11 protein-coding genes, 4 pseudogenes and 1 riboswitch are annotated in these 14,328 nt (G+C 68.2%); of the genes and pseudogenes, 8 read left to right on the forward strand and 7 right to left on the reverse strand.

The genetic code is table 11. From position 1 onward, the window contains the following. The first annotated feature begins 86 nt into the window (after positions 1 to 86). From ACPEE0_RS00200 to mnhG, 6 genes and pseudogenes are all read left to right on the forward strand, one after another. Positions 87 to 3,098: pseudogene (locus ACPEE0_RS00200) on the forward strand (Na+/H+ antiporter subunit A). After that, positions 3,095 to 3,690 (forward strand): annotated as a pseudogene (locus ACPEE0_RS00205) (Na(+)/H(+) antiporter subunit C). The pseudogenes ACPEE0_RS00200 and ACPEE0_RS00205 overlap by 4 nt, the downstream one beginning before the upstream one ends. Continuing rightward, positions 3,687 to 5,360 carry a Na+/H+ antiporter subunit D gene (locus ACPEE0_RS00210; protein ID WP_407710222.1) on the forward strand — a complete coding sequence of 558 codons (1,674 nt, stop codon included), beginning with the start codon at positions 3,687 to 3,689 and terminating at the stop codon, positions 5,358 to 5,360. Before ACPEE0_RS00205 ends, ACPEE0_RS00210 begins: the two are co-directional and overlap by 4 nt. Beyond that, the gene (locus ACPEE0_RS00215) at positions 5,357 to 5,902 is read left to right on the forward strand and encodes a Na+/H+ antiporter subunit E (protein WP_009358218.1); all 546 of its coding nucleotides are present in this window, start codon (positions 5,357 to 5,359) and stop codon (positions 5,900 to 5,902) included. Before ACPEE0_RS00210 ends, ACPEE0_RS00215 begins: the two co-directional genes overlap by 4 nt. Next, on the forward strand, positions 5,899 to 6,177 hold the full coding sequence (locus ACPEE0_RS00220; RefSeq protein ID WP_407710221.1) for a monovalent cation/H+ antiporter complex subunit F: 279 nt from the start codon (positions 5,899 to 5,901) through the stop codon (positions 6,175 to 6,177). The genes ACPEE0_RS00215 and ACPEE0_RS00220 overlap by 4 nt, the downstream gene beginning before the upstream one ends. Continuing rightward, complete coding sequence (mnhG, locus tag ACPEE0_RS00225; RefSeq protein ID WP_424573738.1) at positions 6,167 to 6,586, forward strand: monovalent cation/H(+) antiporter subunit G; 420 nt, start codon at positions 6,167 to 6,169, stop codon at positions 6,584 to 6,586. The genes ACPEE0_RS00220 and mnhG overlap by 11 nt, the downstream gene beginning before the upstream one ends. A gap of 16 nt (positions 6,587 to 6,602) precedes the next feature. On the opposite strand, the gene ACPEE0_RS00230 is transcribed toward mnhG, so the two are convergent. From ACPEE0_RS00230 to ACPEE0_RS00260, 7 genes and pseudogenes are all read right to left on the reverse strand, one after another. After that, positions 6,603 to 6,866, reverse strand: a complete 264-nt coding sequence (locus ACPEE0_RS00230; RefSeq protein ID WP_009358215.1) for a DUF4235 domain-containing protein — start codon at positions 6,864 to 6,866, stop codon at positions 6,603 to 6,605. A 66-nt stretch (positions 6,867 to 6,932) separates the two neighbouring features. Next, positions 6,933 to 9,119 (reverse strand): annotated as a pseudogene (locus ACPEE0_RS00235) (hypothetical protein). A 67-nt stretch (positions 9,120 to 9,186) separates the two neighbouring features. After that, a complete protein-coding gene (locus ACPEE0_RS00240; RefSeq protein WP_407710220.1) occupies positions 9,187 to 9,399 on the reverse strand; it encodes a CDGSH iron-sulfur domain-containing protein in 213 nt (70 codons plus the stop codon). 26 nt (positions 9,400 to 9,425) lie between these two features. Further along, entirely contained in the window at positions 9,426 to 10,481 is a 1,056-nt protein-coding gene (locus ACPEE0_RS00245; protein WP_407710219.1) for an iron-containing redox enzyme family protein, read from the reverse strand. A gap of 61 nt (positions 10,482 to 10,542) precedes the next feature. Beyond that, positions 10,543 to 11,001, reverse strand: a complete 459-nt coding sequence (locus tag ACPEE0_RS00250) for a DUF4383 domain-containing protein (RefSeq protein WP_407710218.1) — start codon at positions 10,999 to 11,001, stop codon at positions 10,543 to 10,545. A gap of 111 nt (positions 11,002 to 11,112) precedes the next feature. Then, positions 11,113 to 11,319 carry a hypothetical protein gene (locus tag ACPEE0_RS00255; protein WP_407710217.1) on the reverse strand — a complete coding sequence of 69 codons (207 nt, stop codon included), beginning with the start codon at positions 11,317 to 11,319 and terminating at the stop codon, positions 11,113 to 11,115. Then, the gene (locus ACPEE0_RS00260) at positions 11,316 to 11,867 is read right to left on the reverse strand and encodes a heme-degrading domain-containing protein (protein ID WP_407710216.1); all 552 of its coding nucleotides are present in this window, start codon (positions 11,865 to 11,867) and stop codon (positions 11,316 to 11,318) included. The genes ACPEE0_RS00255 and ACPEE0_RS00260 overlap by 4 nt, the downstream gene beginning before the upstream one ends. 80 nt (positions 11,868 to 11,947) lie before the next feature. Further along, positions 11,948 to 12,084, forward strand: a riboswitch (TPP riboswitch). Positions 12,085 to 12,142: 58 nt separating this feature from the next. Here ACPEE0_RS00260 and ACPEE0_RS00265 point away from each other — a divergent pair. Further along, positions 12,143 to 12,765, forward strand: a pseudogene (locus ACPEE0_RS00265) (ECF transporter S component). After that, entirely contained in the window at positions 12,765 to 14,318 is a 1,554-nt protein-coding gene (locus tag ACPEE0_RS00270) for an ABC transporter ATP-binding protein (protein ID WP_407710215.1), read from the forward strand. Before ACPEE0_RS00265 ends, ACPEE0_RS00270 begins: the two are co-directional and overlap by 1 nt. The last annotated feature ends 10 nt before the right edge of the window (positions 14,319 to 14,328 follow it).

Genomic DNA, 14,328 nt, shown 5'->3' on the forward strand with positions numbered 1-14,328 from the left:
CTTGATAAACTGCCTGTTCCCGAACCTTACTTTTTGCCGCCTGCTTTACTTTTGACAATCGAATCCCTGACGTTGCGGAGAATCCAGTGGTAACAGTCCTTGCCGTGCACTTTTCGGTGGCTGTCCTGGCGCCGCTTCTCTTCCGGCCTGGGGCCGCAATGCGTTCTACGCCCTGGCTGTTGTCCCTGCAGGTTCCTTCGCCTGGCTCCTTTTCCAGCACGCACCCGTCTACTCGGCAGCCGGTGCTGTGGCCGAGGTCTTTCCGTGGATTCCCGGCCTGCACCTCGAATTCGCCTTCCGCCTGGATGCGCTGGCCTGGGTGATGTCGCTGCTGGTGCTGGGCGTCGGTTCCCTGGTGCTGGCCTACTGCGGGCGGTACTTCAAGCGGAAGGACCAGGACCTCGGAGCATTCGGAGCCCAGCTCCTGGCCTTCGCCGGCGCCATGTTCGGCCTGGTGGTGGCGGATGACCTGCTGCTGCTTTTCATCTTCTGGGAACTCACCACCATCCTGTCCTACCTCCTGATCGGGTTCGCCCGGACCAGGCTGGCAGCGCGCCGGTCTGCCCTGCAGGCCCTGATGGTCACCACGGCAGGCGGCCTGGCCATGCTGGTGGGCCTGATCATGCTGGGGCATGCCGCCGGAACGTACCGCATCTCCGCGATCCTCGGCCAGGCTCCGCCCTGGCGGGCGGAGCGTCCGGCCCCATGGTGAGCGCCGCCGTCGTGCTTGTCCTCGTCGGTGCCATCACCAAGTCGGCGCTGGTTCCCTTCCACTTCTGGCTCCCCGGAGCCATGGCAGCCCCCACTCCCGTCAGCGCGTACCTGCACGCCGCGGCCATGGTGAAAGCCGGCATCTACCTGGTGGCGCGGCTCGCGCCGGGCTTCTCCGAAACGGCCTACTGGCAGCCGGTGGTGCTGGGGCTGGGCCTGGCCACCATGCTGGTGGGCGGCTACCGCGCGCTCCGCCAGACAGACATCAAGCTCATCCTCGCGTACGGGACCGTCAGCCAGCTGGGCTTCCTCACTATGGTGGTGGGGCTGGGCACGCCCGATGCCGCCCTGGCCGGACTGGCGATGCTGCTGGCCCACGGCCTGTTCAAAGCCACCCTCTTCCTGGTGGTGGGCATCATCGACCACCAGTCCGGCACCCGTGACGTCGGAAAGCTTTCCGGCGTCTTCCGGTCCTCCCGCGCCCTGGGCATCGTGGCGGGCGTCGGTGCCGCGTCCATGGCGGGCGTCCCGCTGCTGGCCGGGTTCGTGGCGAAGGAATCGGTGCTGGAGGCCTTCGTGCACCACGCCGAAGACCCTGCCGCCGGGCCGTGGGGAGCGGTGGTCCTTGGCGGAATCGTGCTGGGATCCATCCTCACGTTCGCCTACAGCGCGCGCTTCATGTGGGGGGCGTTCGCCACCAAGCCGGGCGTGGAGCCCACCCCGTTCAAGGCAATCCGGCCGTCCTTCCTGGCCGCCCCCGCCATCCTGAGCCTCCTCACCGTCGTGTACGGGCTCTGGCCGGTCCCCGTCGACGCCTGGCTCCAGCCCTACGCTGCACTGTTCGCATCCACGGCGCCCGACGCCGGCACCCCGGCTGAGCAGGCAGGGCACCTGGCGCTGTGGCACGGCTTCACCCCCGCGCTGGGCCTGACAGCGCTGACCTTCGCGCTGGGCCTGGCAATGTACTTCGGCCGGAATGCCGTCGTGCGGCTGCAGTCCAAGGTGCCGGCGTGGGTGGACGCCGACCGCGCCTACCAGCTGACCATCGGCGCCCTGGACGACATTGCCGTCTGGGTTACCGGCCGCACCCAGCGCGGTTCGCTCTACTACTACCTGGCCGTCATCCTCAGCGTGGCGTTCGTGCTGCCCCTGGCCGCCATCCTCGCCGCCCGCAAACCGCTTCCCGAGGGCCTCTACCTGGTGGATCCCGGCTCGCCGCTCCAGCTCGTGGTGGGAGCCGGCATCGTGATCGGCGCCCTGGCCGCGGTCAAGGCGAACAAGCGCTTCCTGGCAGTCCTGATGGTGTCCGTCACCGGTTACGGCATTGCCCTGATGTTCGCCCTGCAGGGCGCCCCGGACCTGGCCCTTACCCAGATGCTGGTGGAGACCATCATCCTGGTGGCCTTCGTGCTGGCCATGCGCAGCCTGCCGGCCGAACTCCGTGACCGCACCGGCGGAAAGTACCGGGTGGTCCGCGTCCTGATCGGCCTGGGATCGGTACCACCATGGTGTTCGCCGCGATCTTCGCCATGGGAGCGCGCATCGCCACTCCCGTCTCGCTGGAGTTCCCGCAACTGGCCTATGAAGGCGGCGGCGGGCTGAACATCGTGAACGTGACGCTCGTGGACATCCGGGCGTGGGACACCTTCGGGGAGATCACCGTCCTGGCGCTCGCCGCCACTGGTGTGGCAAGCCTGATCTTCGTCCGCGGCCGGGGCGACCGGATCCTGATGTCCGCGTCGGTGGCCGAGGGATCCGTGGGGCGCCACCATGGCGTCGATCCCGGGAGCCGGGACGGCGCGGCCCTGGCCATCAGCAGGAAATTCGCTTCCGCCACCCGGGACGCCTGGCTGGTGGCCGGGCGGCCCCTCGCGCCGGAGCGCCGGTCCATCATCTTCGAGGTGGTCACCCGCCTGGTCTTCCACTCCCTGGTGATCTTCTCGCTGTACCTGCTGCTGGCAGGCCACAACCTTCCCGGCGGCGGATTCGCGGGCGGCCTGACGGCCGGACTTGCCCTCACCATCCGCTACCTCGCCGGCGGGCGGTTTGAACTGCGGGAGGCGACCCCCGTCAGCGCCGGGGCACTGCTGGGCATCGGGCTGGCCATCGCCGCGGCCTCGGGCGTGGTCCCGCTCCTGCTGGGCGGCCAGGTGTTCCAGACCGCCATCATCCAGTTCTGGCTGCCCGTCTTCGGCGACATCAAGTTCGTCACCTCCACCATCTTCGATATCGGTGTCTACATCGTGGTGGTGGGGCTGGTGCTCGACGTCCTGCGCAGCCTCGGCGCCGAAATCGACGAGCACTTCGAGGAACGCGCAGCTGCTCCCGCCGAGGACCAGGAGCCGGACGGCATTCCGGCGGAAACCACGGCGAAGGGCAAAGCATGAGCGTCAACCTGACCCTGCTGATCATCATGGGTGCCCTGTACGCCTGCGGGATCTACCTCATCCTCGAACGCAGCCTCACCCGGGTACTGCTGGGGCTGATGCTGCTCGCCAATGCCACCAACCTGCTGATCCTCGCCACCGGCGGATACGCCGGACTGGCTCCGCTGTACTCCAAGGACATCGCGGCCGAGGACTACAACGACCCCTGCCGCAGGCGCTGATCCTGACCTCCATCGTGATCTCCTTCGCGGTCACAGCCTTTATGCTCGGCATCATCTACCGGACCTGGGTGCTTGCCCGGCGCGATGAGATCCAGGATGACGTGGAAGACCTTCGCGTCGCCGAGACCCCCAGCTTCGATGCCGAGGACGACGCCGAAATCCCGGCGGAGACCTCCGAGTTTCCCCTCACCATGCTGGGCGGTGACGGCCGGGACATCTCCGACCACCGCCCGTCCGGTGACGGCGGGCGTGCCGCCGGCACGGCCACCCTCGTGGCCGGCGGCCGCGAAATGCCGGCCGAGGACGCCGCCGCCGAAGAAAAACCCGGCTCCCGGAACGTGGAGCCCGGCCCGGAAGAAGGCGGAAAGTGAACATCGCAAGCTTTGCCCCGCTCGCCGTCGTACTTCCCATCCTGGGCGCTGCCCTGACCTTCATGCTGATCCGGCATTCCCGGGCGCAGCAGGCCGTCAGCATCGGTTTGCTGTCCCTGACCCTGCTGCTCGAATGCCTCCTGCTGGCCCACGTGTGGGAGGGCGGCACCGTGGCGGTGACCATCGGAGGCTGGCTGCCGCCGTGGGGCATCGTGATGGTGGTAGACCAGTTCTCCTCGCTGATGCTGGTGGTCTCGTCCGCGGTGAGCCTGGCCGTGCTGGTGTACGCCACCGGCCAGGGCATGGCCGACGGCGACCACGACGCGCCTGTCTCGATCTTCCACCCCACCTACCTGATCCTGGTGGCAGGGGTGTCCAACGCCTTCCTCTCCGGGGACCTCTTCAACCTGTACGTCGGCTTCGAGATCCTGCTGACCGCAAGCTACGTGCTGATGACCCTCGGCGGGACGGGCCCCCGGATCCGCGCAGGCGTCACCTACGTGGTGGTGTCTGTGGTGTCCTCGGTGCTGTTCCTGATCTCCATTGCCATGGTGTACGGGGCCACCGGAACCGTGACCATGGCGGACCTTGCGCTCAAGCTGGGGGAACTGGACCAGGGCACCAGGACCCTCCTGCACGTGATGCTGCTGGTGGCGTTCGGCATCAAGGCGGCCGTTTTCCCGCTGTCCTTCTGGCTGCCCGACTCCTACCCCACGGCCCCGGCCCCCGTCACCGCGGTGTTCGCCGGCCTGCTGACCAAAGTGGGCGTCTACGCCATGGTCCGCACGGAAACCCTGCTGTTCCCCGGGGACTCGCTGAACACGCCCCTGATGGTGGCGGCGCTGCTGACGATGGTGGTGGGAATCCTGGGTGCCCTGGCGCAGAGCGACATCAAGCGTCTCCTCTCCTTCACCCTGGTCAGCCACATCGGCTACATGGTGTTCGGGCTGGCCATGTCCTCGGTGGCGGGACTGGGCGCGGCGGTCTTCTACGTTGCCCACCACATCACCATCCAGACCAGCCTGTTCCTGGTCACCGGGCTGATCGAACGCCGCGGCGGAAGCTCCTCCGTGGACCGCCTGGGCGGGCTGGCCAAGCTCTCGCCGCTCCTGGCGCTGCTGTTCTTCATCCCCGGCATGAACCTTGCCGGCATCCCGCCGTTCTCCGGGTTCCTGGGCAAGGTGGGACTAATGCAGGCCGGCATCGAACTGGGAACGCCCCTTGCCTACGCACTGGTGATCGGCGGCGTCCTCACCAGCCTGCTGACGCTGCTGGCAGTGGCCAGGGTCTGGAACCGCGCGTTCTGGCGCCGGCCCTCCGACGCCGAGCACCCGGACCCGGTGCTGCTGGCAGGGCCGGACGAGGACGCACAGGCGGACGGGCAGGTCCAGGGGGAAGGGCGCCAGGATGGCGGTGCCCGCCGGACCGGCATGCTGCTGACCTCCCGCACCAGCGCCACCCGCTCCGCAACGCTGCTGCCGCGGACCATGGTGGGCTCCACGCTGGGCCTGGTGGCGCTGGGCGTGTCCCTTACCGTCTTCGCCGGGCCGCTCTTCGGACTGTCCGACCGGGCGGCTGAAGACATGCTGGACCGGACGCCGTACATTCAGGCCGTCATGGGCGGGGACACCGTGGTGCCACCCGTCCGGACCGCGGGAGGAGGTCAATGAGCCGCCGCCGCATTTCACTGCGCCAGGAACTGCCGCTCCTGGTGTGGCTGGTGATCGTGTGGGGTGCTCTCTGGCAGGACTTCAGCCCCGGCAACCTGCTGTTCGGCGCGCTGCTGGCAGTCGCCGTCGCCCGGCTCTTCTACCTTCCGCCGGTGGAGCTCAGCGGCCGCTTCAACATCCTCTACGCCATCCCGTTCGCCCTGGCGTTCCTGGCGAAGGTGGTTGTTGCCAGCGCCCAGGTCCTGCACCTCGCTATCACCAGGGGACCCAAGGTGACCAACGCCGTCGTCGCGGTTACCCTGCGGAGCCACCAGGACCTGATGGTCACCGCCACCGGGCACGTCATATCCCTGATTCCCGGTTCCCTGGTGGTGGAAGTGGACCGGTCAACGTCCACCCTCTACCTGCACGCCATCAACATCAGCACCCCGGAGGACGTGGAAAACCTGCGCAACGAAGTGAGGTCCATCGAGGCCGGACTGATCCGGATCATGGGCACGCGCGAAGAACTGGAAGCAGTCCGGATGGAGGCAGCCGCATGATGCAGGCCGTCCTGGCCGTCACGGCCGTCATCTTCTCCCTGGCCGCCGCCGGGGCCATCATCCGCATAGCGCGCGGGCCCTCGCTGCTGGACCGCGTCCTGGCCTCCGATGTGCTGCTTGCCATCCTGGGCGGGGCGCTGTGCGTGGACATGGCGGTGAACCGGCACCTTAACAACCTGATGCTGGTGGTGGCCATCTCCGTCATCGGCTTCATCGGATCGGTGACGGTGGCCCGGTTCGTGGCCGACCGGAGGGAGCAGCCCAGTGAGCCCTGATACCTGGACCTTCGACCTGGCAAGCGCGGACGGCTGGATCAACCTGGTGTCCGCCGTGTTCATGGTGGTGGGCGCGGTGATGTCCCTCGGCGCGGCCATTGGCCTGCTGCGCTTCCCGGACCTGCTGAGCCGCATGCACGCCGCCACCAAACCGCAGGTTCTGGGCCTGTTCCTGCTGCTGGCGTCCATCGGGCTGCAAATGCGGACCTGGTGGGTGTGGCCGGTGCTGCTGGTGGCCTGGATCTTCCAGCTCCTCACGGTTCCCGTCTCGGCGCACATGGTGGGCCGGGCAGGCTACCGGACCAAGCACCTGCACCGCGAGCTGCTCACCTCGGACGAGCTGGAGGCAGTGGTGCGAAAAAGCCGCCGCCAAGGCCGCCCGCGAGGACGGCTCCGGCGACGGCCCTGAACGCCAGCCTTAGAGGCTAGACGACGTCCTGGCTCTTCGCGAACCGGGTGATGGCACGCTGGGTCCCGCGGTTGGTCAGCACCTGGATCACGGCACTCACCGACGCGGACACGAGCGCGAACGTGAGGGCGGTGCGGAGCGTGGTGGGGACATCCTCCTTGTCGCCCTTGGGCGGCTTCCGGCCCGTGGTCTTTTCCCAGATCACGTCCACTGCCTTGGTTCCGGCGAATCCGGCCAGCAGGCTGATGCCCGTGCCCAGCAGCTTGATGAAGAAGTTCATTCCGTGCCTCCTAGCGTCGTGAAATCAGGACTTCCCCTAGCCTAACGTCAGGGTGGCCGCCCCACGTCAGGGCGCCCTCACCAGGCCTTCCCAGTTCACGGTCCAGTGCGGCGGAAAACCGGGCGCATCCCGGTCCGGGCCGCCGTCCCAGCCGGCAGCCATCAGGGCAACGGCCGCCAGCAGCCCGCCGTTGCCCGGCAGGTACAGCGGCAGTGATTCCGTCTGCCGGTTGTGGCCGTTGGGCAGCACCAGGTTCTTCGCTGCGTCCAGCAGGAGCGCGTCGACGGCGGTTTCCGGGTCTTCGAGCCTGGCGGCGGTCATGGCCATCACCGGATAGTCCCAGCCCCAGGTGCTGTCCCAGTCCCAGTCGGCCAGGACGCTGGCCAGGGTTGCGCGCATGATGGCGGGATCGATGAGGTCCGTCCGCGGCAGCACCCCCAGCGCGTAGAGCATGGAGGGATGGTCCGTGCGGATGGTTGTACGGCTCCACACCGATGGCCGCGTATACCCCGTCCACCACCGTGGGGCGCACCATCCCGTCCGCCACCTCCGCCCACTTCTTCCGGGGCGGCAGCCCCAGCCGCTCCCGCCAGGTGTTGGCCACCCGCAGGGCCCACTGCCAGTAGGCGAGCTCGAAGGTGGGGTTGCTTGCGGTGGTCCTGGTGGATTCGTAGCTCTCCTGGGCGGGCACCAAGGGCGGGCCCAGCTCATAACCGCGGGCGGTCGGGTGCGCGAAGCCGGCCATGAACTCGGCGCTTACACAATCTCCGCGAACTCCTCCAGCAGGTCCCGCGATGGCTCCGCCCGGTACGCCAGTTCCGCGAGGTGGATGGGGTGCGGCTGCTGCCAGATGAGGAACGTGCCGATGGGGCTGGGGCTCTCGCGCCCGTCCGGGCCCACCTGCTTGGGCCAGCGGACGCCGTCGAACCCCTGGGCCTTCGCTGTCTGCCGGGCGGGCTCCAGGATGGAGGCGTACCAGCGCAGCGCGGGCAGCAGGAGTTCGGTCCGGTCCCAGGCCGCGAAGTGGGCTGCATGCCACCAGTGCATCTCCAGGTGGAATCGTCCGCGCCAGGAATTGCAGACCAGTCCTGTTTCCTGGGGCGGCAATGAGCCGGAGCAGTTGATGGCGGTGAGGTACTGGGAAAGGACCGCCCGGCGTTCGATCTCCGCCGCGCGTGGATCGTCCGGTGCGGAAAGTTCGACGGCGGCGCCGGACTTCCAGAATTCCGGCCACGCCGTGCGGGAGGCCCGGATGACGGCGGTGCCGGCCCCGGACTTCTGCGGTGCGCCATCCCCGCCGCCGGTGTTTCCGGTACGCCTGGCGCTTCCGATGCCCCCGGTGCCGCGGGGCTGGCAGTCACCCGTACCGGTGCTGGTGAAGTGGACACTGAAATCCAGGACCTGCTGTCCGGCCGCAGCCCGGACCAGGACGGTGTGCGGGCCGGTCTGCTCCAGCTCCATGCCGCTGCCCATGACCTGCACCCGGTAGGCCGACCCGTCCAGGTCCCGGGTGATGACCCAGTTCCGCCCGCCGCCGGCAGCCTGCCGCTCCGCCAGCGTGGTGGTGTGGGCGTCGGGGCGGGACCAGTCGGCAGCGTTGTGCCAGGCACCGGAGCCGTACGGGAAGGCCAGTGAGACGGCCAGGCCGTGCTGCAGGGCGGCAGATTCGATCTTGAAGCCGAGTTCGTCCCTGCCGGGGTGGCAGGCGGTGCACACTGTCACCGGATGCCCCTGCAGCCTGAAATTGCTGGTGGCCGTGCCGGTCCAGAGGTCAAGGACCTGGCTGGTGTTGGAGATGTCGTCCGCTGCCAGCTCCGGGTTTCCGCGCGCCGGCAGGACGAAGCCGATCCGCCCCAGGTCCAGCCGGTGCGGGTTGGCCCGCAGCCAGGCCTCGCTGTCCGACGCACCGGTGTCCCGCCCGTCCACGATGCCGCCCACCATGTCCACGTACGGCACCGGGCCCCGGGGCGAATCGTAAAGGACGGTGGATCCGGCCAGCGTGTAGTCCTGCCCGGGCGGAATGGAATGCCAGCCCCACTGCGACTGGGTACCGAGCAGGGTGCCTGGCGGAAGCCCGTCCCGTGCGGCCACCGGGTACCGGGCGGGCAGGGACTGCAGGCCTGTCAGGTCCATGGTGAAGCAGAATTCCCCGTTGCCTACGGAAATGGGGCTGCGGGGATCAATGGTGCGCTGCTCCACGTTGTGGCGGCGCACCAGGGTTTCGCGGTCGATGACTGCCTGTTGGCTGTGCAAGTGCGCACGCTCCTCGGATCAGAAAACGCTTTCCGAGAATCCATCCTTGTGCGCTGCCCCGTGGGTGTCAACCACGTGGGTCCGTCCGGAACTTGATCATTTTGTGGGTGCCGTCGCAGTAAGGCTTGATCGCTGAAGCCCCGCACCGGCACAGGGCCACCGTCTTCCGTTCGCGGGGGACCGGCTCTCCTGAGGGCGTGACGATCTCGAAGTCCCCCCGCACGATGAGTGGCCCGTCCGGGCACACCACGATGGAACTCTCGGGCTGGTCCTGGTCCATGGCGGCTCCTCCGCCTGCAGGGGCGGTCATGCTGCCACGGGCATTGCCGCCCTGAGCGAGGAGCGGCCGTTTTCCCAGGACTCAAGAAGGTGGGCGGAAAGCCTGATGTCAATGGCCATGACCGCCGTTGCCCCGAACAGGACGTCATCCAGCAGTTCCGGCTCGGCTTCCACCAGCCCGCCGGCAAGGTCGCGGCCCGCGATCTGCTCGTGGACCGCATCGGCTTCCACATGTTCGTCGAAGTAGTGGGTGACGCCGGCATCGAAGCCGTGGCGGCGGAAGCCGTTGCCGTAGAACCGGTTGGGCTGCGAAGACGTCATCTCATAAATGGCCAGGTGCCCGATGATGGCGCCGCGGAGGCGCCGGTTCAGCCCGCACAGGGACATCAGGTTGACGGCCGCCAGGGAAACCGCCGGAACGGTATCGACGTACGCGCCGTAGGAGTCATCCATCCCCAGCCCCCGCATGGTCCGGGCGAACAGGGCGCTGTGCATCCGGTCCGGACGTCCGCCGCCGTACTCGTCCGCCTGGATTTCCACCAGCGCCGCCTTGGCCCGGCCGCTGAGGCGGGGGATCGCCCACGTGTGCGGATCCGCCTCCTTCAGCTGGTACACGGACTTATGGATCAGGAACTCCTTGAGCTGGTCAAGGCTGGCCTTCCTGGCCACATAGCGGGAGACGCTGGGGCCGGTGTCCCTGCCGGCAAGGCCGAACAGCACATCTGCCACTGCGTCGCTGGTGAGGTCGGCGGCAGCCGGAAGGTCCAGCTCTCCGGCGGCGTCGCCGGCTGCCGCGCGAAGGGCCGCCTCAAACGGCTTTTCCAGGGCCTGACGGACCTGGATCAGCCCGGCATCCCATTCCCACTCGTCCGTGACGCCGTCGAGGCCGGAGTAGTGCAGTTCGTACAGGCAGAAGAGGGCCAGCTGGGCATCGTCGTCGCCGATGATGTCCGCAGTTTCCGCCAGCCGGTTCAAGGTGAGCTCCCGCAGCCCGGCCAGGGCTTCGGCCGGGCCCGCCGGCGCACCCGCCAGGACGTCGAGCAGCATGCCGCTGATGGGGCCTCGGGGTTCCGGGATTCGCATGGGATGCTCCTTGGTTTCGGGTTGTGGCGGTGCCGTCTGCGCTGGCGGCAGGTGGGTCAGGTCAGGATTTCCGGCTGCCCGCCGGGGTGGTCCGTGGCGAGAGGAGGACGGCAATGACGATCATGGCCAGCCCCAGAATGAGGTGGAGCCAGTTGTCCGCATAGTTTTCGGGGATGAAGTTGGCGGGGGTCTCGTCCCCGATGAGCAGGCCGTACAGCCACAGGACCAGGTAGATGACGCCGCCGTACGTGAGGAAGTTCCGGGCCTGCCGGTGGGTGCGTGCCATGAACAGTCCGGCGGCGCCGAACAGGAGGTGGACAAGGTTGTGGAGGACGGACACCTGGAATATGCCCAGCAGCAGGGCCCCCGAGCCGGGTCCGGCGAAGCCAAGGGAGCCATAGTTGCTGGTAATGCCCGGAACGAACCCAAGGGTGCCGGCGAACAGGAAGACGCCGGCAACGCCCAGCGCGGACCACTGCAGTGCGGTCCGGACGCCGGGTGGACGGGTGCTGACTGCCATGTCCTGGACTCCTCGTACGCGGTGGAAACAACATAGTAAGCATGATTACTAATAAAAGCTAAGCAAGCTTGGTTTCCGCGCCCGGAGCTAAGGCCGGTCAGGATGTTCCCGTCAGGCCGGTCCGGTCCAGGTGTAGGGGTTCGGGTGGTGCCCGCCGCTGCGGGCCTGGTCGTACCCCTGCTGCCATGCCTTGCCGACGGCGGACACCAGCTCGGCCAGCAGGGGATAGTAGGGATGGTCCGGGCCGATAAAGATCATCTCGTCCTCCGCCCTGTCCACCGCCGCCCGGACGGGGTTGTCAGCGGGATTGCCGGTCATGGTGCCCCGTCAGCCCCGGCGGACCGCAACACCTCACGCATGGCCTCCACCACCAGGTCATGGTCCTGCACCTGCGGCAGTCCGGATACGGTGACGGTGGCAACTGCCCCCACCCCCGTTACGTAAACGGGGATAGAGCCGCCGTGGGCCGCATAGCGGCTCTGGTCGAACCAGCCTTCGTCCTCGATCCGGCCTCCGCGCAGGCGCCCGCGAAGCCCTACCAGCAGGGAGGGCACCTCGTACCGCGCAGCGGTCCGTTGCTTCGCCCGGATCCAGTGCTCGTTGTCCGGCGTGGCGCCCGGCAGTGCCACATGGAACAGCACCTGTTCACCCTTGGTGATGTCGATCGCGATGGGCAGGCTGCGCTCCTTGCCCAGCTCCACCAGGAGGAGGCCAAGGTTGAGCGCGTCATCCATCGAGAAGCCCGGGAACTGGAGTTCGTGGATTTCACCCTCGATGCGGCCGATGAGGGCCTGCAGGGATCCCTCCGGCTGGGCGTCCTCGGAGTCCGGGTCGAACTCGGTCACATGCGGCTCATTGGCGGTCATGGCCCACAATCTACCCCTGTCCAGGTGTAAACTGGACCACGCCCAACAGGGCAATCCAACGCATCATCCAAGCAAGCAACACATAACGACAGGGGAGCGCCGCCGTCGGACCTGGCAAGGCCGGGAACCGCAGGTGGGCGCTGAGAGTGCGGACAGCCGCAGACCCTCGAACCTGATCCGGTTAGTACCGGCGCAAGGGAGTCGAGTTCTCGAAGTCCGGCAGCGGCGAAGTGCCGACTGCCGTGCTTTCCCCTCCTGTTTCCCAGGAGGATTCCATGAGCACTGCAGCAATCAAGAAGACCACCAGCAAGTCCTGGCGCGTCGTGGACATCGTGGTGGCGGCCCTGATCGCCATCGCCGGCGGCGTCATCTTCTGGGCCTGGTCCAGGGCGCGGCCGCGGTGTCCGGCCCCATGAACGCCGTCTACCCGCCCCTGACCGGCCTGATCGCCGGCGGCTGGATGATCCCGGCCGTGCTGGGCATGCTGATCATCCGCAAGCCCGGCGCAGCCCTGTTCTGCGAGACGGTCGCAGCCACCGGTGAGCTCCTTATGGGCTCGCAGTACGGCGCGTCCGTGCTGTTCTCCGGCTTCGTCCAGGGCCTTGGCGCCGAAATCATCTTCGCGATCTTTGTCTACAAGAAGTTCAACCTGCCGGTGGCGCTGCTGGCAGGTGCTGCCGCAGGCCTGTTCTGCGGCCTGAACGACTCCTTCGCCCCGTGGGGATGGAACATCGCGTACGCCGGCGGCGACAAGCTGGCCTACATCATCTTTACCGCCATCTCCGGCGCGATCATCGCCGGTGCCCTGTCCTGGATCGCCACCCGCGGCCTGGCCAGGACCGGCGTCCTGAGCTCCTTCGCTTCCCGCAAGGCGGCAACGGAGCCCGTCTTCTCCTGATGCAGGCACCCAACCACCACGGCGCGGCCGGGGCGGTGCGGCCGGCCGCAGTCACGGCGCGTGGCTGGGGCTGGCGGCACGCCGGGCGCGCCAAGCCCGCCGTCCACGCCCTTGACCTGGACATTCTGCCGGGGGAGCGCGTCCTGCTGCTCGGACCCTCGGGCGCAGGCAAGTCCACGCTCCTGCATGCCCTCGCGGGGGTCCTGGGCGACGTGAACGACGACGGCGAGGCCGGCGATTCCGACGAGTCCGGTTCGCTCCTGGTCGACGGCGGGTCCCCCCGCGGCCAGCGCGGCCGTGCCGGCCTGATGCAGCAGGACCCCGAAACCCAGGTGGTCCTCTCCAGGGTCGGGGACGACGTCGCCTTCGGCGCCGAGAACCTCGCCGTGCCCCGCGACGCCATCTGGACTCGCGTGCACGAGGCGCTTGCCGACGTCGGGCTGTCCCACCTGCCGCTGGACCATCCGACGTCGGCGCTGTCCGGCGGGCAGAAACAGCGGCTTGCGCTGGCAGGCATCCTGGCGATGCGGCCCGGGCTGATCCTGCTGGACGAACCCACGGCCAACCTTGACCCGGCAGGTGTGCTGGAGGTCCGGGACGCCGTGGCACGCTGCCTGGACAAAACCGGGGCCACGCTGGTGGTGGTGGAGCACCGGGTGTCGGTATGGAAGGACCTGGTGGACCGGATCGTAGTCCTGCGGCCGGGCTCTGCCGCCGACCCCGCTGTCCTCCTCGACGGTCCGCCGGACCGGGTCCTGGACGAGGCCCGCACCATGCTGGCGGCCGCCGGCGTATGGGTGCCCGGCTACGTTCCGGCCACCCGTCCCCGCGCGGGCGACGCCCGGCCGGGCGCCGGAGACCTGCTGCTGGCAGCGGAAAAAACGGCTGTGTCCCGGGAACGCCCGCGCCGCAGCGGGTTCCGGAAAATCCCGCCGGTTCCGGTGCAGGAAGACATCACCGCGCAGGTGCGGGCCGGGCAGGCGCTTGCCATCACCGGGCCCAACGGCGCCGGAAAGTCCACCTTTGCCCTGACCCTCGCGGGCCTGCTGGAGCCGGTCACGGGCAAAATCTCCGCAACAACAAACCTCAGCCGGGACGCCGGAATCGACCCCTTCCGCTGGAAGGCCGAGCAGCTGATCGAGCGGATCGGTACGGTGTTCCAGGAACCGGAGCACCAGTTCGTCACCGGCAGGGTGCGCGATGAACTGCTGTTTGGCCCGCGCCACCTGGGACATGGCGAGGACCGCGTTGACGAGCTGCTGGAACGGCTGAGGCTCACGCCGCTGGTGGACGCCAATCCCTACACCCTTTCCGGCGGGGAAAAGCGGCGGCTCTCGGTGGCCACCGTCCTGGCGGCCAGCCCGCAGGTCCTGGTCCTGGACGAGCCCACGTTCGGCCAGGACGCCAACACCTGGGCCGAACTGGCGTCCTTCCTCTCGGAGCTCCTGGACTCCGGAACGGCCGTGGTATCAGTGACCCACGATGCCGAGTTCACCGCCGCCCTGGGCGGAACCGAACTGAAGCTGGCGGCGGCGGAGAAGGTGGCCCTGTGAGAAAAGGTGG

The organism is Arthrobacter sp. SD76 (genome assembly GCF_049726125.1).
GTDB lineage: Bacteria > Actinomycetota > Actinomycetes > Actinomycetales > Micrococcaceae > Arthrobacter > Arthrobacter nitrophenolicus.

Excerpts from the sequence above, each read along its gene's own strand:
- ACPEE0_RS00215 (WP_009358218.1), top strand. The coding sequence starts at position 5,357 with ATGAGCCGCCGCCGCATTTCACTGCGCCAGGAACTGCCGCTCCTGGTG.
- ACPEE0_RS00270 (WP_407710215.1), top strand. The coding sequence starts at position 12,765 with ATGCAGGCACCCAACCACCACGGCGCGGCCGGGGCGGTGCGGCCGGCC.
- ACPEE0_RS00250 (WP_407710218.1), bottom strand. The coding sequence starts at position 11,001 with ATGGCAGTCAGCACCCGTCCACCCGGCGTCCGGACCGCACTGCAGTGG.
- ACPEE0_RS00255 (WP_407710217.1), bottom strand. The coding sequence starts at position 11,319 with ATGACCGGCAATCCCGCTGACAACCCCGTCCGGGCGGCGGTGGACAGG.
- ACPEE0_RS00260 (WP_407710216.1), bottom strand. The coding sequence starts at position 11,867 with ATGACCGCCAATGAGCCGCATGTGACCGAGTTCGACCCGGACTCCGAG.
- ACPEE0_RS00240 (WP_407710220.1), bottom strand. The coding sequence starts at position 9,399 with ATGGACCAGGACCAGCCCGAGAGTTCCATCGTGGTGTGCCCGGACGGG.
- ACPEE0_RS00230 (WP_009358215.1), bottom strand. The coding sequence starts at position 6,866 with ATGAACTTCTTCATCAAGCTGCTGGGCACGGGCATCAGCCTGCTGGCC.
- ACPEE0_RS00220 (WP_407710221.1), top strand. The coding sequence starts at position 5,899 with ATGATGCAGGCCGTCCTGGCCGTCACGGCCGTCATCTTCTCCCTGGCC.
- ACPEE0_RS00245 (WP_407710219.1), bottom strand. The coding sequence starts at position 10,481 with ATGCGAATCCCGGAACCCCGAGGCCCCATCAGCGGCATGCTGCTCGAC.